Origin of the sequence: Schwartzia succinivorans DSM 10502, from assembly GCF_900129225.1 — a bacterium.
GTDB lineage: Bacteria > Bacillota > Negativicutes > Selenomonadales > Selenomonadaceae > Schwartzia > Schwartzia succinivorans.
The window spans coordinates 310216-332772 of the sequence record NZ_FQUG01000004.1 but is presented as its reverse complement, the minus strand read 5'-3'; the positions used below and the strand labels follow the sequence as shown (position 1 = coordinate 332772).

Sequence of the window (22557 nt, the reverse complement as noted above, 5' to 3'; positions counted from 1 at the left end):
GTGCTTTCAGCCCTTACGAACATCTATAAGATTCCGGAACTTCGACAGAAGGTCATTTTCACACTGATTATGTTCTCCATCTTCCGGATGGGTACTCATATTCCGGTTCCAGGCGTTAATCCGGCCGTGATTGAACAACTTTTCAACAGCGGAAACCTTTTCGGTCTGATGGATTTGTTCTCGGGTGGTGCGCTGAGCAAGTTTTCGATCTTTGCGATGAGCATCACGCCTTATATCAATGCTGCCATCATAATACAGCTTTTAACAGTTGTTATTCCGACGTTGGAGCAGTGGTCTAAGGAAGGTCAGGAAGGGCACAAGAAAACCACCCAGGTCACACGTGGCTTAACCGTAGTTCTTGCATTCCTGCAGGCGATTGGAATGTCAATCGGTCTGAAGGATGCGATTCTTAATCCGGGGATTCCTTCAATCCTCATTATTGCAATCACTTTAACCGCGGGGACGGTATTCCTCATGTGGGTTGGTGAGCAGATAACGGCACAGGGAGTTGGAAACGGTATTTCCCTTATTATTTTCGCCGGCATAGTTGCTGCTCTTCCGAAAAACCTGCAGAAGTTGTATCAGTATTTACAGGCAGGCACGATCAATGGTTTTAACATATTCCTGTTTGTATTCATAGCGCTGGCCATGGTAGTACTTGTCGTCATGATTGAGCAGGCACAGCGCAGAATCCCGATTTCTTATGCGAAACGGGTTGTCGGCCTAAGATCGTATGGCGGACATTCAAGTCACATCCCGCTGAAAGTGACTCAGGCGGGAGTTATACCAATCATCTTTGCGTCATCCGTGCTGATGTTTCCAGTAACTATTGCCCAGTTTATTGATGTACCATGGGTAAAGACAGTCGCCGGTTATCTTGCGTGGGGCACACCGCTACAGACGAGCCTTTATGCGCTCCTCATTATCTTCTTCACGTATTTTTATACCGCGGTTACTGTAAAGATATCGGATATGGCAGAGAATCTGAAAAAATACGGTGGTTTTATACCTGGCATTCGCCCGGGCAAACCTACTGAAGATTATTTGGATCATGTCTTGACGCGCATTACGCTTGCTGGTGCATTCTTCCTGGCATTCATTGCTATACTGCCAAATATGATTGCTGCTATGACTCATATTGAAGGTGTGTACTTCGGCGGTACAGCACTTCTGATCGTTGTTGGAGTTGCGCTCAACACGATGAAGCAGATTGAATCAATGGTTGTTATGCGTCATTACCAAGGGTTTATGAAATAGGAGGATTTCTAATGTATATCCTTTTGATGGGGCCGCCGGGTGCAGGCAAGGGCACACAGGCAGCCAATCTGGTAAAAGAGTTCGGCATTCCGCACATTTCCACGGGCGATATGTTCCGTGCAGCTGTGAAGGAAGGTACAGAGCTTGGCAAGCAGGCTAAGGCATGCATGGATGCCGGGAAGCTTGTCCCGGATGAGATTACAATCGGCATTGTGCGTGAGCGTCTTGCCAAGCAGGACTGTGCTAAAGGATTCATCCTTGATGGATTTCCAAGAACGGTTGAACAGGCAGATGCACTGCAGAAAATTCTTGAAGAGCTTTCCATTACTTTGACACGCGTCGTTGATATCAGCGTTCCGAATGCTTCGCTGATTGAACGTGCTGTCGGCCGCAGAATCTGTAAGTCCTGCGGAGCCACATATCATATCAAATTCAATCCGACGAAGTCGGAGGGAGTATGCGATGACTGCGGCGGTGAGCTTTATCAGCGTGCTGATGACACGGAGGAAACGATGTCGAATCGTCTTTCGGTCTATGATGCACAGACAAAGCCTCTCATTGACTACTACAAAAAAGCAGGCTTGTACAGCCTCATTGATGGAAGTCAGGAGATCGGAAAGGTCTTTTCGGATGTTGTCGAGTCTCTTAAAAAGTAAAGGTCTGCCAGTGAATGCTATAGGCAGTACCACCGATCGATACAGGCGGCTCATGGGCAGCCGTCAGCATGGGGAGCCTGCCAAAGGTAGTCTTTGGCGGCACGCCTGTGCAAAGTCAAATGTAAGGAGTAGAACTGATGTCCAAGCAAGATGTTATTGAAGTCGAAGGCAAGGTACTTGAGGCATTGCCCAATGCGATGTTTCAGGTCGAATTAGAAAACGGCCATGTCGTCTTGGCACATGTATCAGGTAAAATTCGCATGAATTTCATTCGCATTCTGCCTGGAGATAAGGTCACGATTGAGCTTACACCGTACGACTTAACCCGTGGCCGCATAACCTATCGTTTCAAATAACGCATGAAGCGTTGGTGCAGTGTACGGCAAAAAATCGTACAGGAAAGGAAAAGGAGGCAGCACGATGAAAGTTAAACCTTCCGTCAAGCCAATTTGTGAGAAGTGCAAAGTAATCAAACGCAAAGGCCGCGTAATGGTCATTTGTGAAAACCCGAAGCATAAACAGAGACAAGGTTGAGAAAAGGAGGTGCTTGATATATGGCACGTATTGCCGGTATCGATTTGCCGCGTGATAAAAGAATTGAGATTTCGTTAACATATATTTATGGTATTGGTCTGACGACCTCCCAGAAACTTCTGGCTGAGGCAGGAATCAATCCTGATACCCGTACCCGTGATCTTACGGAGGATGAGGTTGTAAAGCTTCGCGAACTCATTGATAAAGATGTCATCGTCGAGGGTGATCTTCGTCGTGAGCGTTCGCTGAATATCAAACGTCTCGTTGAGATTGGCTGCTATCGCGGCCGTCGTCATCGCATGGGCCTGCCGGTGCGTGGTCAGAACACCAAGAACAACGCACGTACGCGCAAGGGTCCGCGTAAGACGATTGCTGGTAAAAAGAAAGACTAAAGGAGGGGTAGAAATTGGCAGTTAAGAAGAGTGTTCGTCCTAAGAAAAAGGACCGTAAAAATGTCGAATTCGGCGTAGCACATATCAGCTCGACATTCAACAATACGATTGTTACGTTGACGGATAAGAACGGCAATGCTCTGTCCTGGGCAAGCGCAGGCGGCCTCGGCTTCCGCGGCTCCCGTAAGAGCACACCGTTTGCTGCACAGATGGCAGCTGAAACAGCTGCAAAGGCAGCTATGGAGCATGGCCTCAAGCAGGTTGAGGTTTATGTCAAGGGTCCTGGTGCCGGCCGTGAGGCTGCAATCCGTTCCCTCCAGGCTACGGGTCTTGAAGTCAACATGATTAAAGATGTTACACCGATTCCGCATAACGGATGCCGTCCGCCGAAGCGGAGAAGAGTATAATAGGAGGTGCAGAAATAGATGGCAATTGATAGAGTTGCAAGCTTGAAGAGATGCCGCTCCCTCGGCCTTGAGCCGGCTGTGGTAGGTCTCAGCAAGAAATCAAATCGTCAGCCGCGTCGCACTAACCGCAAGGTCAGTGAGTACGGCACACAGCTCAAAGAAAAACAGAAAGCTAAATTCATCTACGGCGTTCTGGAGAAACAGTTCCGTGGTTACTATGAGAAGGCAAAGACGATGCAGGGTGTTACGGGTGAAAACCTGCTCGGTCTTCTTGAGCGCCGTCTGGACAACGTCGTATTCCGTCTTGGTCTCGCTTCCACGCGTCGTCAGGCTCGTCAGATTGTCCGTCATGGTCACATTACGGTCAATGGTAAGCGCGTTGATATTCCGTCCGCTCTTGTTCATCAGAACGACGTTATCGCTGTTGCAGAGAAGAGCCGTTCCAACGGAATCTTCAAAGGCTTTGCTGAAAACGGAAACACGCTTTCCGCTCCGGCTTGGCTGACAGCTGATGCTGAACATTTCACGGGTACGGTAACACGTTTCCCGAATCGCGAAGAGATTGACGTGCCGGTCAATGAGCAGGCAATCGTCGAGTTGTACTCCAAATAATCTCTATTGGATTGTATTCTTAGGGAGGGTTATTCCAGATGGTCGAAAACATGGAAAAGCCGAAAATCGAGATTGTAGAAGTCAGCGAAGACAACAGATACGGAAAGTTTGTATGCGAGCCGCTGGAACGCGGCTACGGTACGACAATCGGCAACAGCCTGCGCCGTATTCTGCTTTCCTCGCTTCCAGGTGCTGCGATCACATCGATCCGCATCGACGGAGTGCTGCATGAGTTCTCGACGATCCCGGGTGTCCGGGACGACGTCACGAATATCGTTCTGAATCTTAAACAGCTTCGCCTCAAGATGTTTACAGATGAGCCGAAGGTGATTCGGATTGATATCGAAGGTGAAAAGGAAGTAACGGCTGCCGATATCACAGCGGATGCCGATATTGAGATCCTCAATCCGGAACTTCATATCGCGACCTTGAACGAAGACGCTAAGCTCCACATGGAGATGACGGTTGAGCGCGGTAAGGGATATGTTCCTGCTGAAAAGAACAAGAAACCGGATCATGTCATTGGAATTATTCCAATCGATTCGATTTTCTCCCCTGTTACCCGTGTCAACTATACGGTTTCCGATACGCGTGTCGGCAACGTCACTGACTACGATAAACTGACAATTGAAATCTGGACGGATGGTTCGATTCGTCCGGAGGAAGCAGTCAGCAGGTCTGCTAACATCCTGATTCAGCACTTCAAGCTCTTCCAGAACATGGCAGGTCTTGAAGATGAGGATGAAATTCAGGATTTAACCTTTGCTGAGGAGGAAGAGAACGATACTGCGAAAGTCATGGAAATGACGATTGAAGAGCTCGATCTCTCCGTCCGTTCATACAACTGCCTGAAACGTGCGAATATCAACACTGTTGCTGATCTCACGGAGAAGACAGAGGATGACATGATGAAGGTCAGAAACCTTGGGCGCAAGTCGCTTGAGGAAGTAAAGAAGAAGCTGCAGGAACTTGACCTGTCGCTGGCTGAAATTGAAGAATAAGGAAAGAGGGAAATAAATGGCTTACAGAAAATTAGGACGCGACTCCAGTGCGCGTAAAGCTTTATTCCGCAGCATTTTGACCTCCTTCTTCGAACATGGCCGTATTGAGACGACTGAAGCAAAGGCTAAAGAAATTCGCGGCCTGGCTGATCAGCTCATTACGCTGGCGAAACGCGGCGACCTGGCTGCACGTCGTCAGGCTATTGCAAGCCTTATGGACGAAGAAGTTGTTCGTAAGCTGTTCGGCGAAATCGCTGCTAAGTACAGCGACCGCCAGGGTGGTTACACCCGCATCATGAAACTCGGAACGCGCCGCGGCGACGCTGCTCCGATGGTTGTCATTGAGCTTGTGTAATTAAATATTAAAACGCTGTCCTTCGGGACGGCGTTTTTTTATGCCTGAATACTTATTGTTACCGTACGTAATATATTGCGTTAACGATTGTGTTTGAGTATAATTATATCGTCGCATAGGGTATTTGTGTGACGATGCTTGTATATGGGGATGAGGATTTGCCTTTCATTGAAATAAAAGACCTGACACATGTTTATCACGCCGGACAGGCTAACGCTCATGAGGCGCTGTCACGTGTGTCGCTGACGGTGGAAAAGGGAGAGTTTGTTGCTGTGCTGGGGGAGAATGGCTGCGGAAAGTCCACCCTGGCAAAGCATATAAATGCTCTGCTGCTTCCAAGTGCAGGTGTGTGTCTTGTTGATGGTATGGATACTGCGGATATGACAAAGATTTGGGATATCAGACAAAAGGTCGGAATGGTTTTTCAGAATCCTGACAATCAGATTATTGCATCTGTGGTTGAGGAGGATGTAGCCTTTGGCCCTGAGAATCTCAGAGTTCCGCGGGATGAGATAAAAAAGCGGGTAGATGAGGCATTGAAGGCAGTGGACATGGAAAGGTACCGTGCCTTTGCTCCGCATCTTCTGTCGGGCGGACAGAAACAGCGTATAGCGATTGCCGGAGCGCTCGCTATGCAGACGACATGTCTTGTACTTGATGAGCCTACTGCCATGCTTGACCCTAAGGGGCGTGAAGAAGTCCTTACGACAGTCAGAAGGCTGAACAGGGAGCAGGGCATCACAGTAATATACATCACGCATTTCATGGAGGAAGCCGCTGAGGCTGACCGTGTTGTTGTAATGGATAAGGGGAAGATATTTGCAGAAGGAACTCCGTCGGAAATTTTTGCACGGGTTGAGGATATGAAAAAGCTGCACCTTGATGTTCCGATGGCTTCTGCACTTGCATGGAGGCTCAGGAAAATGGGGATTGAGCTTCCTGAGGGAATTGTTCAGGATGAGGAGCTGGTTGAGGCATTATGTCAATTGAAATAAAAAATATCAGCTATACATATATGCCGAAAACGGCTTTTGAGCATCAGGCATTAAAAAATGTCAGCTTTACGCTTAATGAGGGAGAGGTTACGGCGATTGCCGGACATACAGGCTCGGGAAAATCGACGATTGTACAGCATCTTAACGGCCTGCTGCACCCGACAGATGGGCAGGTGCTTGTGGATGGCACAGATCTTGCCTCCAAAGGTGATGAGGCGGTGAAGGCACGTCAGCTGGTAGGGCTAGTGTTTCAGTATCCGGAGCATCAGCTGTTTGAGGAAACGGTAGCAAAGGATGTTGGATTTGGACCGAAAAATCTTGGAGTGTCGGAAGAGGAAACGGAAAAGCGTGTAAGAGAGGCATTGGAGTTTGTAGACCTTGATTATGACGTATTCAAGGATGTTTCGCCGTTTCAGCTTTCGGGCGGACAGAAGAGACGTGTTGCGATTGCCGGGGTGCTTGCGCTAAAACCAAAGTATCTCGTATTGGACGAGCCTACAGCCGGGCTTGATCCCCGCGGACGTGAGGAACTGCTGTCCAGGGTATGTGAGCTGCATAAAAAGAAAAAGGTTACTTTGATTTTTGTATCCCATAAAATGGAGGATGTGGCTCGTATAGCAGACCGTCTTATTGTCATGAATCACGGTGAGCTTGTGATTGATGCTCCGCCCCGAAAGGCTTTTCTGGAGGAAGCTGCCATCAAAGAAGCAGGTCTTGATATTCCCGTGACAGTGCGGCTGCTTACCGAGCTGAAGGAAAAAGGTTTTTCTGTTGATACGGATGCATTTACAATTGATGAAACAGCGAAGAGAATTGCAAGGGCCATAAAGGAAAGGGGGCGCCGCTGATGCTGACTGATATTACTTTGGGACAATATTTTCCGGGAACGTCCTTTTTGCACCGTATGGATCCGCGAATGAAAATAAGTCTTTTGTTTGTGTGGATTGTGGGAATTTTTGTTTTTGACATGCCGAAGGCATACGGTGTGTTCACTGCTGCTACGGTTCTTTTGGCAATTATATCCCGTGTTCCGCTGCTGACTCTTGCGAAGTCAATAAAGCCTCTTTGGATGATTCTTGTATTTACCCTGCTCATTCATATGTGCGGAACCCCTGGAGAGGCATTGTTTCACATCAGTGTTTTTGAATTTACAAAAGAGGGCTTTATGCAGGGATTTGTCATTTGTTTGAGACTTGCGCTCCTCATATTTTTGTCATCACTTTTGACATTTACGACATCTCCGCTTGAACTGACGGATGCAATGGAAAGTCTTTTGTCGCCACTTAAGTGCATAGGAGTTCCTGCACACGAACTGGCTATGATGATGTCCATTGCGCTTCGTTTTGTGCCGACCCTTATCGAAGAAACCGATAAGATAATGAAGGCGCAGCAGTCACGTGGAGTGAATTTTGAAAGCGGAAACGTGATAAAGCGTCTTTCGAGTCTTGTTCCTATCCTGGTACCGCTGTTTATATCTGCATTCAGAAGAGCTGATGAACTGGCAATGGCTATGGAGGCACGCTGTTACCGCGGAGGAGAAGGAAGGACCCGTATGAAAGAGCTGAAGGTCCGTGCTCTGGATTACGGGGCATGTGCCTGTACGGTTGTGCTCATGGCAGCTCTTGTTGTTATGAAGGTTGAGGGAATCTGATGAAAGCAGAGCATAAAGAGCTTATGAAGGCGCGCAGGAGGAATATACGCCTGACTTTGGCTTATGACGGCACGGCGTATCACGGCTTTCAGCGGCAGACACCTCCTGTTGTGGTGGTTCAGAATATCCTTGAGGAAAAGCTTGAGCTTGTATTTGGTGATACCATAGAGCTTTCCGCTTCTGGAAGAACTGATGCCGGGGTGCATGCTCACGGACAGGTCGTCAATTTTTTTACTGACGGAACAATTCCGATAGACCGCGTTTGCCGTGCTCTGAACAGTATTCTGCCTGATGATATTGTTGTTACGGAAGCAGCTGAGGCCGACAGAGATTTCAGTGCGCTTCACAGCGCAAAACGCAAAACGTACATTTATCGGATTATAACAGGAGAGGTGCCATGTCCCTTTGAAAGAAATACAGCATGGTATATTCGAAGAAGGCTTGATATTGATGCCATGCGAAGGGCGCTTTCACTGCTCATAGGGACTCATGATTATTCAGCTTTTCGGGCGGCAGGAGGAGCACCCATGAGTCCGGTGAGAACCATGGACAGGGCGGATATAGAAAAAGAGGGAAGGATTATTACTATGACCTTCCGCTCTGACGGATTTCTTTACCATATGGTTAGAAATATTGTTGGAACTGTTGTTGACGTGGGGCTTGGGGTTAAAACTCCGGAGCGCTTTGGCGAGATTATTGCTTCCCTTGACCGTCAGCAGGCCAGCGCGACGGCTCCTGCCTGTGGGCTTTACCTTGAAAATGTAGAATATTAGGATTACTTATTAGAATTGTATGATATGTGACAGAAGTCTCCCGCTATGGTATACTAGTGGGAGATTTTTTTCGGTTTTGAATGGAGTGGAATTTTTGTCGAAGAAGGCATTTATCGGAGTTTATGGCTGCCAGATGAATATTGCGGATGCGGAGCGCATGGAAGGCGTTCTGAAAACGCTTGGATATAACAGGGTAAATGAAATGCAGGAGGCCGATTTAATTATTTTGAACACCTGCTGCGTGCGCGAAACAGCAGAGGATAAGGTTTATGGTAAGATTGGCGAAATCAAGCATTTAAAGCAGCAGAACCCGAGGCTTATTTTCGGTATCACCGGATGTATGGCACAGAAGGAAGGTGAGGCGCTCATAAAAAGGGCACCTCATATTGATTTTGTGCTGGGTACAGGCCGTGTAGCTGAGCTTGGAAATGTTGTCGGACAACTTGAGGACGAGCAGATACAGCATTTTGTGGATACTACAATGGATGATGCTGTTGAGGCAGCCTCCCGCATGCCTGTGGAGCGTGAAGGTACGCTTTCCGCATGGGTGCCTATAATGTACGGCTGCAATAATTTCTGCACATACTGTATAGTTCCGTATGTGCGCGGCCGTGAGAGAAGCCGCCGCGCCGAGGAAATTCTGTCTGAGGTGCGTGATGCCGCTGCCAAGGGATATAAAGAAATAACACTTCTTGGACAGAATGTTAATTCCTATGGGAATGACCAAGAGGGCTTCATGAGCTTTGCCGAGCTGTTGAAAGCAGTAGATGAGGTCGAGGGCATCGAGCGCGTACGATACATGACATCCCATCCCAAGGATCTGAGTGATGAGGTAATTGAAGCTGTAAAAAACGGCAGGCACATCTGCGAGCATTTTCATATTCCTGTGCAGTATGGAACTGATAAGCTTTTGAAGCGCATGAACCGTAAGTATACGGTCGCTCAGTATAAGGCGCTGGTTGGACGTATCAGAAGCTCTGTACCGAATGCTTCCATCACCACTGACCTTATAGTGGGATTTCCGGGAGAGACGGAAGAGGATTTCAAGGGAATGCTGGATTTCCTTAGTGAAATCAGATACGATGCGGCTTATACGTTCATTTATTCGCCGCGCACGGGTACGCCTGCGGCTGATATGCCTGACCAGGTTCCCGAGGAGGTAAAAAAGGACCGTCTGCATAAGCTTATGGACGTTCAGAATGAAATCAGCCTTGCCATCAATGAAAAACTGGTGGGAAGCGATACAGAGGTTTTAGTTGAGGGGCCAAGCCGTACGGATAAATCGGTTTGGACGGGCCGTACCCGCACAAGTAAAATTGTGCTTTGGCCTTACGAAGGAAATGAACAGCCGGGAGAACTGCGCCGCGTACACATTACACAGGCACAGACATGGCTTTTAAAGGGAAAATTGGCAGAATGACAAGGGGGCTGCAGTGCAGCCCTTTTTCGTATAGATTGGAGGAGACACGATGGAGCTTACGCCGATGATGAGACAATATCTGGCGGCAAAGGAACAGCATCCCGACGAAATATTATTTTTCCGTCTCGGTGATTTTTACGAGATGTTTTTTGACGATGCGAAGCTGGCGGCAAAGGAGCTGGGACTTACTCTTACAAGCCGCAGCGGAGACGCGGAAAAGAATCCAATGTGCGGCATACCGTACCACGCTGCGGAAAGCTATATTACAAAGCTGATAAACAAAGGCTATAAGGTTGCTATTGCAGAGCAGATTGGCGACCCGAAGGCACCTGGGCTTACGAAGCGTGAGGTTATAAAGATTATAACCCCTGGAACGATTCTTTCTGAAAGTGCACTTACCTCCGCGCAGAATAATTATATTGCCCTTCTCTATGAGGCCGGGGAGAATGTTATTCTGGCAGGAGCGGATATTTCAACAGGTGAATGCTTCTACGGAGTTTATTCGGGACAGGACAGGACGCAGATGCTTTATGATGAGCTTTACCGTCTTGCTATGCCTGAGCTTGTTGTTATTGGCGAGCTTTCCTTTAACGAGGAGCTTTTGGCATTTATTGAACTCAGGCTTCCACGCTGCTCCTTTACACACCGTGAAAAGCCTGCAGAGCAGCCGGAGCTCAGACTTTCTCAGCATTTTCCCCGTGAGCTTTGGCCGCAGGAAAATGAGGCCAAGGAAGGTCTTGCATCGCTTCTTGATTATCTTCATGAGACAGTCAAAAATGATCTGACCAATCTCAATCGTTTGACGAAGCTTGATGTTTCTTCGAATCTTGTGCTTGATACATACACGCTTAGAAATCTTGAGGTCACGCGCAATCTCCGCGACGGCGGAAAATCCAATACGCTTTTGGATGTTTTGGATTACACAGAGACAGCCATGGGGAGCCGGCTTTTGAAACGCTGGCTTGAGGCGCCGCTTCGTTCTATAGCGGAAATCGACAGAAGGTTTGATGCAGTGGAAGAGCTGTCGGAGGGCTTCACTCTCAGGGAGTCTGTACGCTCATCCCTGAAAAGAATTTACGATTTTGAGAGGCTTTTGACACGTGCTGAGGTAGGAACGGCCAACGCACGGGATATGGTGGCGCTGAAGCTCTCTTTCAGGGCACTTCCTGAAATCAAGGAGGCTTTGAAGGATACGAAGGCAGAGCTTCTTCGGCATGCCTATGAAAATATAGAGGTTTACAAAAACCTTGAAGAGCTTCTTGAAAAAGCCATTGTGGATGAACCCGGAATAACTCTGCGGGATGGCGGAATCATCAAGGAGGGATATAATTCCGAGCTTGATGAGTACCGCGCCATAGCCCGTGACAGCAAAAAGCTGCTGCAGGAGATGGAGGAACGGGAGAAGGAAGCAACGGGAATAAAAACCCTTAAAATTGGCTATAACAAGGTGTTCGGATACTACATTGAGGTAAGAAACAGCGGAAAGGATATGGTGCCGGAGCATTATATCAGAAAACAGACGCTGGCAAACGCGGAACGCTTTATCACCGAGGAGCTTAAAAATTTTGAAACGAAGATTCTCGGTGCACAGGAGAAAATCGTAAATATAGAATATCAGCTCTTTACCGAGGTCAGGGAAACGGTGGCGGCAGAGCTTACGAGCATCCAGAAAACAGCACATGAGATAGCTGTACTTGATGTCCTGGCATCACTGGCCGAGGCTGCCGCATCGAATAACTATGTGCGTCCGCGGCTGATGGATAACGGAGAAATACGCATAAAGGACGGACGTCATCCGCTTGTTGAGCGGATTCTTACACAGGATTTATTTGTACCTAATGATGCGGTTCTCAATCATGGGGATACTGAGATAATGCTGATAACAGGACCGAACATGGCAGGTAAATCAACGTATATGCGTCAGACGGCACTTTTGACGCTGATGGCCCAGGCAGGAAGCTTTGTTCCTGCACGGGAGGCTGTTGTTTCACCGGTTGACCGTATATTTACGCGCATAGGTGCCAGCGACGATCTGGTAAGCGGGCAGAGTACCTTCATGGTGGAAATGAACGAGGTTGCGCAGATTTTGAAATACGCGACAAAGAACAGCCTGGTCATCCTTGATGAAATAGGACGCGGTACAAGTACCTTTGACGGCATGAGCATCGCCCGTGCGGTGGTTGAACATATACGGGATCACATACATGCGAAAACAATGTTTGCAACCCATTATCATGAGTTAACGGACCTTGAGGGCGGTCATGTAAAGAATTACTGCGTGGCTGTCAGGGAGAGGAACGGAAAGGTATTGTTTCTGCGCAGGATAATAGAGGGAAGTGCAGACAAGTCATACGGTATTCACGTAGCACGGCTGGCAGGGCTGCCGAACAGTGTTACTCAGCGGGCAGAAAAAATTCTTGAGGCCCTTGAGGCTGATTCGGTTAATACTGTCCCTGAGAAAAAAGCAAAGGCCGTACCGGAGCCTAAGGCTGACATGGGCATGGGTTCACTTTTTGCGGATACATTGCGTGAGGACCTCATGGCCTATGATGTTATGACCATGACTCCGCTTGAGGCGATGAATGCACTTTATAAGCTGCAGCAGCAGGCGAAAAAGGAGGCAGGAAAAGCATGAGTCTTATCCATGTACTCGATGATGGAACCATCAACAAGATTGCGGCAGGAGAGGTGGTAGAAAGACCGGCCTCCGTCATAAAGGAGCTGGTTGAAAACTCCATTGACGCAGGGGCAAAACGCATTGAGGTTGAAATCATGGCGGGCGGAACCAGCTTTATGCGCGTGACGGATGACGGCTGCGGAATGACCATGGAGGACGCGCAAATGGCTGTAAAACGCCATGCCACAAGCAAAATCCGCGAAGCTGATGATCTTGTAACGATAGGTACACTGGGCTTTCGGGGTGAAGCACTGCCGACTATTGCCTCGGTTTCAAGATTTTCAATGATGACACGACGCGCAGGCGACGAGCTTGGCACATCAGTACGTATAACAGGCGACGGAGAACCGCAGGTAGAGGAGACAGGCTGCCGTGTCGGAACAACAATCCGTGTTGAGGATCTTTTCTTTAACACGCCAGCCCGTAAGAAATTCATGAAAACAACCCACACCGAGGGCGGAAAAATAAGTGAATGTCTTACGAAGCTCGCTCTTTCGCATCCTGAAATAGCGTTTCGTTTTATTTCAAACAATAAAGTATCAATGACGACACCGGGGACAGGGCGTCTTGAGGATGCCATAACGGCTGTATATGGAACGCAGGCAGGTGAGGCACTTCTCACGGTCGGGTTTGAGGATACAGATGTTAAAATCACCGGCTTTCTTACTAAGCCGTCCATGATAAGAAGCTCCAGAAACTGGCAGACATTTATCGTCAATGACCGTCTTGTGGAAAGCAAGTCCATGTCAAAGGCTTTGGACAACGCGTATCATTCACTTCTGCCGAAGGCAGGATATCCTTTGGCAGTACTTTTCATTGAGGTTCCTCAGAGGTCTGTTGATGTCAACGTTCATCCAAGAAAAATTGAAATAAAGTTTGAGGATGAGGGCCGCATGTTCAAGGCCGTATATAAATCTGTCCTTGATGCTATCCGTCCTTCGGGGCAGAAGCTGACTGAGGTCGCGGCAGTTGTGGAGCATCCGGAGCGCCGCTACACAATGGAAGGCATGACTCTCAATACTGCGCCGGCTGTACCACAGAATTTTCACGAGGAAAGAAGCAGCGGGATGGCGCAGTCATTTTCCTCGGCTGTAGCGTCGGGGACGGTGGCGGATATGGAAGCCTTTGCCGAAGCACAGCAGCTTGTACAGATGGAACGCAGAACCGAGAACAGCAGTTATGCTCCGACGGAGGCGGCATATCAGGAAAAGGTCGCAGAGCAGCCCCTTATTGATATGGAGATGGATAGACAGCTTTCTATGGTTCCCATCGGGCAGGTCGCTCTTTGTTACATAATCGCCCAGGATCCGGAAAGTCTTTACATTATCGACCAGCACGCTGCACATGAGCGCATCCTTTACGATAAATTTTCGAGGATGGCTGATGGAATTCCGTCACAGCAGCTTCTTGTGCATCCGATTATGTCATTCGGAAGGCAGGAAATGGAGCTTTTGGAATCCCATCAGGCACTCCTGCATTCTCTGGGGTTTGATATGGAGGCAGGCGGACCGCAGGAGGTACGGCTTAAAGCAGTTCCGTCGGATATTCCTGACAGTGAAGCGGAGACAGTGCTCAGAAAAATCGTAGAGGCACTTCTCTCGATGCACTCCCCGACAGCCGCCGAGATACGTCATGCCTGTATCGCAACGACTGCATGCCGCGCGGCCATAAAACGCGGAGAGGAACTGAATCTGAGACAAATGCAGATTATCCTTGACGAGCTGGCTCATACGGAGCGTCCTTACACATGTCCTCACGGGCGTCCGACTATTCTTCGGTTTGAAAGCAAAGACCTGGCAAAGATGTTCAAGAGGACGTAAGGTATGGATTTCAAAAAATATATCGTTACGACCGGAGGAAAGGAAAAGGACAGCCAAATACGGCTGGCAAAGGAAACTGCCGAAAAACTCGGCATCGCGTACATACCGCGTGGCAAGCTCTCTTTGGAAGATCTTCGTGAAAAGACGGGGGCAGATAACATACTGGTGGCCCGAAGCGGTCAGCTGCTTATCGAAACACCGGAAGGGGAAATGTTCTTTCATCCAAGCATGGCACATCTTCGTATAAAAAACATCAGGCAGGGTAAGGGCGATCATCTGGTAGAGGCTCTTGCGATTGAGCCTGGGATGCGTATTCTTGACTGTACCCTGGGGCTTGGCTCGGATGCTATTGTTGAAAGCTATGCGGCAGGGGAAACAGGACATGTTACGGCACTTGAAGCGAACGCTGTTATGGCGGAGGTAGTCCGCTATGGACTTTCCAACTGCGAAAGTGAAAATCCTGCGACAACGGCGGCTATGCGACGCATTGAGGTAGTGGCGGAGGAGCATCTTTCTTTTCTGCGGTCATGTGAGGATAACTCCTACGATGCAGTTTACTTCGACCCGATGTTTCGTCACCCTTTTCAGGAGAGCAGCAGCATGGCGCCTCTACGGAGCCTTGCAGATCCTATGCCGCTTTCGGAGGAAGCCATCAGGGAAGCACTGCGTGTTTCAAAAGGCCGCGTTGTATTAAAGGAAACAAGCAAAAGCACAGAATTTGACCGTCTGGGCTTTCAAAGCACCGTCGGAGGGAAATACAGCAAGGTAAAATACGGTATTCTCCAATCCCTTGCGCTGTCTGAGGGAAAAGACTAAAATAATAAAAAGACTTTTTGAGGAAACGCTGAGATTGGTGGCAGTTTCGTCGAGCGGAGGAATTCAATGGGAATAGAGTTTACTAAATGGCAGGGCTGCGGAAATGATTTCGTGCTTGTAGATGACAGAAGCGAAAGCATAAAGGATCCTGCAGAGCTTTCGAGAAAAATGTGCGACCGTCATTACGGCATAGGTGCGGATGGTCTTATTATCATACGTCCGTCAGACAAGGCGGATACACGTATGCGCATATATAATACCGACGGCAGTGAGGCAGAGATGTGTGGTAATGGAATCCGCTGCTTTGCAAGATGGGTATATGAGCTTGGACTTGTGCCGGTAGAAGAATTTACGGTAGAGACCGGCGCAGGAATTTTAGTGCCCAAGATTATCAAGGAAAACGGCAGGATTACCGGAGTACGGGTAGATATGGGACAGCCTGTGCTTGATGCCGAAAAGATACCTACAAAGGGGTTCGGTACGGGACGCGTTGTGGACAAGACAATAGAGGTGCTTGGTGAAACCTATCATGTTACATGTGTTTCAATGGGAAATCCGCACTGTGTTGTTTTGTGGGACGACCTCAGTACGCTGGACATTGAAAAACTGGGGCCGGCATTTGAAAATCATCCTGCATTTCCAAACCGCGTAAACACGGAATTTGTTTCCGTACGTGATAAAAACCATGTGCGCATGCGCGTATGGGAACGCGGAGCCGCAGTAACTATGGCATGCGGTACGGGCGCCTGCGCGACGCTCACGGCATGTGTGCTTAATGACAGAACCGAAAGACAGGCTGAGATAGAGCTGGACGGCGGGAAGCTGTTCATAGAGTGGTCTGAAAAGGACAATCATATCTATATGACAGGTCCTGCGGAAGAGGTTTATAAAGGAACATATATTTAAAATTCGGATAGGGGCGAGCGTATGCTGAAGAGTATGACCGGATTCGGTGCAGGTGCGGCAGAGGATGACAGCTACCGTGTTCTGATTGAAGTCAAATCTGTGAATCAGAGGTATCTTGAAATCGGATTTCACATGCCGCATAAGATAGATGCCTTCGCGGAGGGCATGAAAAAGAAGATAAAGGAATATGTATCCCGCGGAAAGCTTGATGTGAACGTCTCCTTAACAGAGAAAAAGGACAAGACTCAGAGTGTACGGGTTGACAAAAATCTTGCTATTGCTTACCATAAGGCATTGAACGAGCTCAGTGACCTTCTTCATCTGCCAAGACCTGATGATATCACGCAGGTGGCGGCCTTTCCTGACATCATAAAGGTAGAGGATAATGAGGAGTCCTTTGAAGGACTTGAGGCTGTTTTGGCTGAAGCAATGGACGGGGCATTGAGAAACCTCACGCACATGCGTGAGGAAGAGGGCGCTAACCTTAAGCAGGACTTCATTGACCGCCTTGAACGCATGGAGAATATGGTTGAAAAGATTGCCGGGCTTGCACCGCAGATTGTGGCGGCATACCGCGAACGTCTGCAAAAGACACTGGGTGAGCTTCTCTCTGCAGAGGAGATTGACCAGAACCGTATTATTCAGGAGACGGCAATTTATTCCGACAGAGTAAACTTTACAGAGGAAATGGTACGGCTTAAGAGCCATTTTGCACAGTTTCGCAAAATTCTTGAGTCAGACGAGCCTGTGGGACGCAAGCTTGACTTCTTAATACAGGAAATGAACCGTGAGATTAACACAACTGCTTCCAAGGCGAATAATGCCGAGGCAGCCCAGATTGTCGTTGACGTAAAAAGTGAGATTGAGAAGCTGCGTGAGCAGATACAAAATCTGGAGTGAGGTGCCATAATGGAGATAAAGCTTATCAACATCGGGTTTGGCAACATCGTTATGGCAAACCGCATCGTTGCAATCGTCAGTCCTGAGTCTGCGCCAATCAAACGCATTGTGCAGGAAGCCAGAGAAAAAGGTTCGGTAATCGATGCCACATACGGAAGGAGAACCCGCTCGGTAATAATAACCGACTGCGGACATGTTGTCCTTTCTGCTGTACAGCCGGAGACAATCGCGCACCGTATTTCAGGCACTGATGACCAGGACTTTAAAGCAAAGGATGTGGATGAGAATGAGTGAAGGATGTCTGATTGTTATATCAGGTCCCTCCGGTACAGGGAAGGGAACTGTCTGCAGCGCTCTTCTTGCAAAGCATCCTGAAATCGCATATTCTATTTCAGCGACAACACGCAAGCCCCGTGAAGGGGAACAGGACGGAGTCAACTATTATTTCAAGGAAAAGACTGTATTTGAAGAAATGATTCAAAACGGTGAGCTCCTTGAGTGGGCTGAGGTCTACGGAAATTACTACGGAACTCCTCTGGCACCGATTCGCGAAAAGCTTTCTGCGGGTAAGGACATCCTTTTGGAGATAGATACCCAGGGCGCGCTGAAGGTCATGGAAAAATTCCCGGAGGGAGTATTTATATTCATACTTCCGCCTTCACTGGAAGAACTGGAAAAAAGAATCCGCGGACGCGGAACCGATGCAGAGGACAGCATTAAAAGACGCCTTAATGCGGCGGCAGGAGAAATAAAGCTTGCTGAAAAATATCAGTATGCCGTTATCAACGAATCCGTAGAGGAAACGGTTGAGACAGTAGCTGCAATTTTGAAAGCGGAGCATTTCAAAAGCAAAAGATGCACCGCAATTATAAATGAAATTTCAAAGAGTAAAGGAGAATGAATAGAATGGATATCGTAACACCACCACTGAAGGAACTTTTGAAAAGAGTAGACAGCCGCTACACACTGGTTGTACTGGCTGCAAAACGCGCACGTCAGCTTCTGGACGGTGCTGAGGTAAAAGTCGAAGTAAAAACCACGAAAAACGTAACAAAGGCTCTTTCGGAGGTAGCTGCAGACCGTATCAGCTATTCCCGTACAAAAGCAAGCATTAAGTAACAGCATTACAACAAACCTCGTGTACAGCACAGGGATAACGAAGGAATGGAAAAGATGCTAAAAGGGAAAAAAATCGTTTTGGGAGTGACAGGCGGCATTGCTGCCTACAAATCCGTGGAGGTTGCCAGCAAACTTCGTCAGGCAGGGGCGGAAGTACATGTCATCATGACAAAGGAAGCAAAGGAATTCGTTACGGAGCTTACCTTCCGTGAAATTACAGGACAGCCGGTGACAAGTGATATGTGGGCTCCTATAACGCATTTTAATGTGCAGCATATAGCGCTTGCGCAGCTGGCGGATGCCTTTCTTATAGCACCGGCAACTGCCAACATAATTGCAAAGGCAGCCGTTGGAATCGGTGATGATATGCTGACCACAACCCTTCTGGCAACGAAGGCACCTGTTTTCTTTGCGCCTGCAATGAATTCTAATATGTACATGAATCCCGTTGTACAAAAAAACATTGAGACGCTGAAAAAAGCAGGAGCACATATTATAAATCCTGCAAGCGGACATCTTGCCTGCGGAACAGCAGGTCCGGGAAGACTTCCTGAGCCTGTGGAGCTTGTGCGTGCAATGGATGATTTTTTCAAAGAAAACGAATCCCTCAGGGGAGTAAAGGTCCTTGTTACCGCGGCAGGAACAGTTGAACCGATTGATCCGGTGAGATATATAGGAAACCGTTCCAGCGGAAAAATGGGCTATGCCATTGCAGCGGAGGCGGTATCCCGCGGAGCTGATGTTGTTCTCGTGTCGGGGCCGTCGGCGCTCATTCCGCCGGAAGGTCTCAAAGAGTTTATACCTGTGGAATCAGCAAGGGAAATGATGGACGCGGTACTGCGTGAGGCAGAGGACAGCCGCATTGTAATCAAGGCGGCCGCCGTGGCGGACTATCACGCCAAGGAAGTCGCAGACCAGAAAATCAAGAAGAATGACAAAGAGCTTACGCTGGTGCTGGAGAAAAATCCGGACATTCTGTTTGAGCTTGGCAAACGCAAAAAAGAGGGGCAGGTTCTCGTGGGATTCGCCGCAGAGACACAGAACCTTATTGAGAACGCAAAGGCAAAGGTTGAGAAGAAGAATCTTGACTATATCGTGGCAAATGATGTCACGAAGCCACAGGCGGGATTTAATTCGGAAACGAACCTCATAAAGCTCATCAGAAGAGACGGAAGCATAGAGGAATTTCCGCTTCTGTCCAAGCGGGAACTTGCGGGTATTATCCTTGACCGGGTAATAGAAGAAAAAAAGATTCAAAAAATCTAAAAAACTTTTACAAAAGCCCTTTACAAACCCTGCGACATATACTATAATCTTTACTTGTCAGCCAGTGATTAACAAGGCAGACAAACATCGCGGGGTGGAGCAGTCGGTAGCTCGTCGGGCTCATAACCCGAAGGTCATAGGTTCAAGTCCTATCCCCGCAACCAAAGCATTTTCCAGCGCTTAGGTGCTGTTGCATGGGTAGGTGCCCGAGTGGTTAAAGGGAACGGACTGTAAATCCGTCGCCGTAGGCTACGATGGTTCGAATCCATCCCTGCCCACCATTTTTTATCGCGGGATGGAGCAGTCGGTAGCTCGTCGGGCTCATAACCCGAAGGTCATAGGTTCAAGTCCTATTCCCGCAACCAAATGCTCAGCGTGCTGATGTAGCTCAGTCGGCAGAGCGTATCCTTGGTAAGGATAAGGTCACCGGTTCAATCCCGGTCATCAGCTCCATATAATTTAACATGGCGGAATAGCTCAGTTGGCTAGAGCATGCGGTTCATACCCGCAGTGTCGAGAGTTCGAATCTCCCTTCCGCCACCATTTGTGAGACCGCCCCAGAATCTGGGGCTTTTGTTTTGCTCGATACGTCCTATGAGAAAATCCTGTGAGCGGTAAAAAATACCGCGGGGGTTTGTTGACACACAGGGACAAGTATGATAAATTATATTAGTGACGTTTCGAAGGTTTACTATTATTTTGCGCGTAAGAATAAGCAGAGAGTCAGCGCTCCGGTGCTTTCCAGGCAGCTTATTCGCAATGAAGTAAAGGAGTGCATAGGATGCGTAACGCAGTTACATTGGCCTGCACAGTTTGCAAAAACCGCAACTATCAGACCAATAAGAACAAGAAAAACGACCCGGATCGTTTGGAATTCAACAAGTACTGCAAATTCTGCAAAAAGCATACGCCGCATAAAGAGACGAAGTAATAGCTTTTTGAAGGTGCAGGATTGTGAGGATGTGAATTGAGTTTGGCAGATGAAAAGGCATCAGCTGTACAGTCTGAATCTGGGTTCAATCCAAAGCGGTTTTGTGAGGAAGTCGTCGCGGAGATGAAGAAAGTTTCATGGTCTTCACGACGTGAACTTTTGGTGAACACGGGAGTTGTCGGAGTTGCGGTTGTTATCGTTTGCGCGCTCATTTGGGTGTGCGATACGGTATTCGCCCGGCTTTTTCAGCTTCTTCTACGATAAACGACTGGAGGTGGGGGATGCAGCGCATCCCTTGTGATGGAATCAGAGAAAAAGTGGTATGTAATACATACATATTCCGGTTACGAGAATAAAGTAAAGACGAATTTGGAACGCAAAGTGCAGTCCATGGGTATGGAAGACGAGATTTTCAACGTCGTTGTCCCGATGGAGGATGATGTTGAGGTTCGCGACGGCCGTAAAAAGGTCATGAAGAAAAAAGTCTTCCCGGGATATGCTCTTGTGGAGATGATCGTAAATGACCGCTCCTGGTATGTAGTTCGGAATACGCCGGGTGTGACCGGGTTTGTAGGTTCAGGTACAAAGCCGATTCCATTGACGGATTCAGAAGTCAAGCGTATTCTTCGTACATCAGGAGATGAAGAACTGCGTCCGGTGCTCGATGTTGAGCCGGGACAGGCGGTTCACATTCATTCGGGAGCATTTGAAAATTTCCCTGCGACAGTCACGGAAGTCGATCAGACAAAGGGCAAGCTGAAAGCGCTTGTTGATATGTTCGGACGCGAGACAGTCGTGGAATTGGATTTTGACCAGGTAGAAAAGATCTGAGTTCCTATTAAGGAGGTGTAAAAACTACATGGCAAAGAAAGTCGCTAAACTTGTTAAATTACAGGTTCTCGCAGGCAAAGCTACTCCGGCTCCTCCGGTTGGCCCGGCTCTGGGTCAGGCAGGTGTCAATATCATGGCATTTGTTAAGGAGTTCAACGAAAGAACAGCAAAACAGGCTGGCCTCATCATTCCGGTTGAGATTACAGTCTTTGAAGACCGCTCGTTCACATTCGTTACGAAGACCCCTCCGGCAGCTGTTCTTCTTAAGAAAGCAGCAGGAATCGAGAAGGCTTCCGGCGAACCGAATAAGACGAAGGTTGCTAAGGTTCCCCGTGCTAAAGCACAGGAAATCGCTCAGTCGAAGATGCAGGATTTGAATGCAGCTGACCTCGAAGCCGCTACTCGTATGATTGAGGGCACGGCTCGCAGCATGGGTATTGAGATTGTCGACTAAGACGTTTCAGCTCGTGGGAGGCAAATACCGTTTGTACCACGAAAGGAGAATTTTTGAATGGCAAAATTAGGCAAGAAGTATCAGGACGCTCTGAAGCTTGTTGAAGCGGATAAGATTTATCCGGTCAAGGAAGCTATGGAGCTTGTAAAGAAGACAGCAACAGCTAAGTTCGACGAGACAGTTGAGCTTCATGTACGTCTCGGTGTTGATCCGAAATACGCTGACCAGCAGGTTCGCGGTGCAGTTGTTCTTCCGAACGGCACAGGTAAGACGAAACGCGTTGTTGTTTTTGCAAAGGGCGATAAGGTTGAAGAGGCTGAAAAGGCCGGTGCAGACTTTGTCGGCGCTGAAGAGCTGGTTACGAAAATCCAGGGTGGATGGACTGACTTCGATGTAGCAGTTGCTACTCCGAACATGATGGGTCAGGTCGGCCGCCTCGGTAAAATCCTCGGTCCCCGCGGACTCATGCCGAACCCGAAACTCGGTACGGTTACGATGGACATCGAGAAAGCAATCAAAGAAATCAAAGCAGGTAAGGTAGAGTACCGTACGGATAAAGCCGGCAACGTACACTGCCCGATCGGCAAGGTTTCCTTCGATGCTGACAAGCTGGCTCAGAACTATGCTACACTCATGGATACGCTTATCAAAGCAAAACCGTCGGGAGCAAAAGGACAGTATGTCCGTTCCATCACGGTTGCATCCACAATGGGTCCTGGTATCGCTGTTCAGCTTTCCACAAAAGTTGACTAAAAGTACATACGTTTTTGGCTGAAGACAGCAG

Annotated in this window: 28 protein-coding genes, 5 tRNA genes and 1 other annotated feature (1 of these 34 only partly in view); all 33 genes read left to right on the top strand. The window is 48.4% G+C overall.

Annotation, left to right across the window (positions count from 1 at the left end):
* Window positions 1-1257: a preprotein translocase subunit SecY gene (gene secY, locus BUA83_RS06440; protein ID WP_072935361.1), complete on the top strand. Its 1257-nt coding sequence runs from the start codon at window positions 1-3 to the stop codon at window positions 1255-1257.
* 11 nt (window positions 1258-1268) lie between these two features.
* Window positions 1269-1913: an adenylate kinase gene (locus BUA83_RS06435; protein ID WP_072935360.1), complete on the top strand. Its 645-nt coding sequence runs from the start codon at window positions 1269-1271 to the stop codon at window positions 1911-1913.
* A 137-nt stretch (window positions 1914-2050) separates the two neighbouring features.
* Window positions 2051-2269 carry a translation initiation factor IF-1 gene (gene infA, locus BUA83_RS06430; protein WP_009645081.1) on the top strand — a complete coding sequence of 73 codons (219 nt, stop codon included), beginning with the start codon at window positions 2051-2053 and terminating at the stop codon, window positions 2267-2269.
* Between the two features lie 64 nt (window positions 2270-2333).
* On the top strand, window positions 2334-2447 hold the full coding sequence (rpmJ, locus tag BUA83_RS06425; RefSeq protein ID WP_058965281.1) for a 50S ribosomal protein L36: 114 nt from the start codon (window positions 2334-2336) through the stop codon (window positions 2445-2447).
* Window positions 2448-2467: 20 nt separating this feature from the next.
* Complete coding sequence (gene rpsM, locus BUA83_RS06420; RefSeq protein ID WP_072935359.1) at window positions 2468-2839, top strand: 30S ribosomal protein S13; 372 nt, start codon at window positions 2468-2470, stop codon at window positions 2837-2839.
* Window positions 2840-2853: 14 nt separating this feature from the next.
* Window positions 2854-3246 carry a 30S ribosomal protein S11 gene (rpsK, locus tag BUA83_RS06415; RefSeq protein WP_072935358.1) on the top strand — a complete coding sequence of 131 codons (393 nt, stop codon included), beginning with the start codon at window positions 2854-2856 and terminating at the stop codon, window positions 3244-3246.
* Window positions 3247-3264: 18 nt separating this feature from the next.
* Window positions 3265-3858 carry a 30S ribosomal protein S4 gene (gene rpsD / locus BUA83_RS06410; protein WP_072935357.1) on the top strand — a complete coding sequence of 198 codons (594 nt, stop codon included), beginning with the start codon at window positions 3265-3267 and terminating at the stop codon, window positions 3856-3858.
* A gap of 38 nt (window positions 3859-3896) precedes the next feature.
* Window positions 3897-4859 carry a DNA-directed RNA polymerase subunit alpha gene (locus BUA83_RS06405; RefSeq protein WP_072935356.1) on the top strand — a complete coding sequence of 321 codons (963 nt, stop codon included), beginning with the start codon at window positions 3897-3899 and terminating at the stop codon, window positions 4857-4859.
* A gap of 16 nt (window positions 4860-4875) precedes the next feature.
* A complete protein-coding gene (gene rplQ, locus BUA83_RS06400) occupies window positions 4876-5214 on the top strand; it encodes a 50S ribosomal protein L17 (RefSeq protein WP_072935355.1) in 339 nt (112 codons plus the stop codon).
* A gap of 134 nt (window positions 5215-5348) precedes the next feature.
* The gene (locus tag BUA83_RS06395; protein ID WP_072935354.1) at window positions 5349-6209 is read left to right on the top strand and encodes an energy-coupling factor transporter ATPase; all 861 of its coding nucleotides are present in this window, start codon (window positions 5349-5351) and stop codon (window positions 6207-6209) included.
* On the top strand, window positions 6194-7057 hold the full coding sequence (locus BUA83_RS06390; RefSeq protein WP_072935353.1) for an energy-coupling factor transporter ATPase: 864 nt from the start codon (window positions 6194-6196) through the stop codon (window positions 7055-7057). The genes BUA83_RS06395 and BUA83_RS06390 overlap by 16 nt, the downstream gene beginning before the upstream one ends.
* Window positions 7057-7860 carry an energy-coupling factor transporter transmembrane component T family protein gene (locus tag BUA83_RS06385; RefSeq protein WP_072935352.1) on the top strand — a complete coding sequence of 268 codons (804 nt, stop codon included), beginning with the start codon at window positions 7057-7059 and terminating at the stop codon, window positions 7858-7860. The genes BUA83_RS06390 and BUA83_RS06385 overlap by 1 nt, the downstream gene beginning before the upstream one ends.
* The gene (truA, locus tag BUA83_RS06380; RefSeq protein ID WP_072935351.1) at window positions 7860-8633 is read left to right on the top strand and encodes a tRNA pseudouridine(38-40) synthase TruA; all 774 of its coding nucleotides are present in this window, start codon (window positions 7860-7862) and stop codon (window positions 8631-8633) included. The genes BUA83_RS06385 and truA overlap by 1 nt, the downstream gene beginning before the upstream one ends.
* Before the next feature lie 19 nt (window positions 8634-8652).
* A complete protein-coding gene (miaB, locus tag BUA83_RS06375; protein WP_072935350.1) occupies window positions 8653-10053 on the top strand; it encodes a tRNA (N6-isopentenyl adenosine(37)-C2)-methylthiotransferase MiaB in 1401 nt (466 codons plus the stop codon).
* A 49-nt stretch (window positions 10054-10102) separates the two neighbouring features.
* Complete coding sequence (gene mutS, locus BUA83_RS06370) at window positions 10103-12688, top strand: DNA mismatch repair protein MutS (protein ID WP_072935349.1); 2586 nt, start codon at window positions 10103-10105, stop codon at window positions 12686-12688.
* A complete protein-coding gene (mutL, locus tag BUA83_RS06365) occupies window positions 12685-14550 on the top strand; it encodes a DNA mismatch repair endonuclease MutL (protein WP_072935348.1) in 1866 nt (621 codons plus the stop codon). Before mutS ends, mutL begins: the two co-directional genes overlap by 4 nt.
* 3 nt (window positions 14551-14553) lie before the next feature.
* Window positions 14554-15366, top strand: a complete 813-nt coding sequence (locus BUA83_RS06360) for a class I SAM-dependent methyltransferase (RefSeq protein WP_072935347.1) — start codon at window positions 14554-14556, stop codon at window positions 15364-15366.
* A 72-nt stretch (window positions 15367-15438) separates the two neighbouring features.
* Window positions 15439-16272 (top strand): diaminopimelate epimerase, encoded by an 834-nt coding sequence (gene dapF, locus BUA83_RS06355; RefSeq protein WP_072935431.1) that lies wholly within the window; start codon window positions 15439-15441, stop codon window positions 16270-16272.
* Window positions 16273-16293: 21 nt separating this feature from the next.
* Entirely contained in the window at window positions 16294-17172 is an 879-nt protein-coding gene (locus BUA83_RS06350) for a YicC/YloC family endoribonuclease (RefSeq protein ID WP_072935346.1), read from the top strand.
* Between the two features lie 9 nt (window positions 17173-17181).
* Window positions 17182-17466: an extracellular matrix/biofilm regulator RemA gene (gene remA / locus BUA83_RS06345; RefSeq protein WP_072935345.1), complete on the top strand. Its 285-nt coding sequence runs from the start codon at window positions 17182-17184 to the stop codon at window positions 17464-17466.
* Entirely contained in the window at window positions 17459-18073 is a 615-nt protein-coding gene (gene gmk, locus BUA83_RS06340; RefSeq protein ID WP_072935344.1) for a guanylate kinase, read from the top strand. Before remA ends, gmk begins: the two co-directional genes overlap by 8 nt.
* Window positions 18074-18078: 5 nt before the next feature.
* Window positions 18079-18291 carry a DNA-directed RNA polymerase subunit omega gene (gene rpoZ, locus BUA83_RS06335; protein WP_072935343.1) on the top strand — a complete coding sequence of 71 codons (213 nt, stop codon included), beginning with the start codon at window positions 18079-18081 and terminating at the stop codon, window positions 18289-18291.
* 54 nt (window positions 18292-18345) lie between these two features.
* On the top strand, window positions 18346-19557 hold the full coding sequence (gene coaBC / locus BUA83_RS06330; protein ID WP_072935430.1) for a bifunctional phosphopantothenoylcysteine decarboxylase/phosphopantothenate--cysteine ligase CoaBC: 1212 nt from the start codon (window positions 18346-18348) through the stop codon (window positions 19555-19557).
* An 88-nt stretch (window positions 19558-19645) separates the two neighbouring features.
* Window positions 19646-19721, top strand: a tRNA-Met gene (locus BUA83_RS06325).
* A 32-nt stretch (window positions 19722-19753) separates the two neighbouring features.
* A tRNA-Tyr gene (locus tag BUA83_RS06320) sits at window positions 19754-19838 on the top strand.
* A gap of 8 nt (window positions 19839-19846) precedes the next feature.
* A tRNA-Met gene (locus BUA83_RS06315) sits at window positions 19847-19922 on the top strand.
* A gap of 12 nt (window positions 19923-19934) precedes the next feature.
* Window positions 19935-20010 (top strand) — tRNA-Thr (locus BUA83_RS06310).
* Window positions 20011-20023: 13 nt separating this feature from the next.
* Window positions 20024-20100 (top strand) — tRNA-Met (locus BUA83_RS06305).
* 238 nt (window positions 20101-20338) lie between these two features.
* The gene (gene rpmG, locus BUA83_RS06300; RefSeq protein WP_006192858.1) at window positions 20339-20488 is read left to right on the top strand and encodes a 50S ribosomal protein L33; all 150 of its coding nucleotides are present in this window, start codon (window positions 20339-20341) and stop codon (window positions 20486-20488) included.
* A 42-nt stretch (window positions 20489-20530) separates the two neighbouring features.
* Window positions 20531-20752: a preprotein translocase subunit SecE gene (gene secE / locus BUA83_RS06295; protein WP_094756504.1), complete on the top strand. Its 222-nt coding sequence runs from the start codon at window positions 20531-20533 to the stop codon at window positions 20750-20752.
* A gap of 36 nt (window positions 20753-20788) precedes the next feature.
* Window positions 20789-21319 carry a transcription termination/antitermination protein NusG gene (gene nusG, locus BUA83_RS06290; RefSeq protein WP_072935341.1) on the top strand — a complete coding sequence of 177 codons (531 nt, stop codon included), beginning with the start codon at window positions 20789-20791 and terminating at the stop codon, window positions 21317-21319.
* A gap of 28 nt (window positions 21320-21347) precedes the next feature.
* Entirely contained in the window at window positions 21348-21773 is a 426-nt protein-coding gene (rplK, locus tag BUA83_RS06285; protein WP_072935340.1) for a 50S ribosomal protein L11, read from the top strand.
* Between the two features lie 57 nt (window positions 21774-21830).
* Entirely contained in the window at window positions 21831-22526 is a 696-nt protein-coding gene (rplA, locus tag BUA83_RS06280; RefSeq protein ID WP_072935339.1) for a 50S ribosomal protein L1, read from the top strand.
* Window positions 22527-22557: a sequence feature (ribosomal protein L10 leader region), on the top strand (it continues 102 nt past the right edge of the window).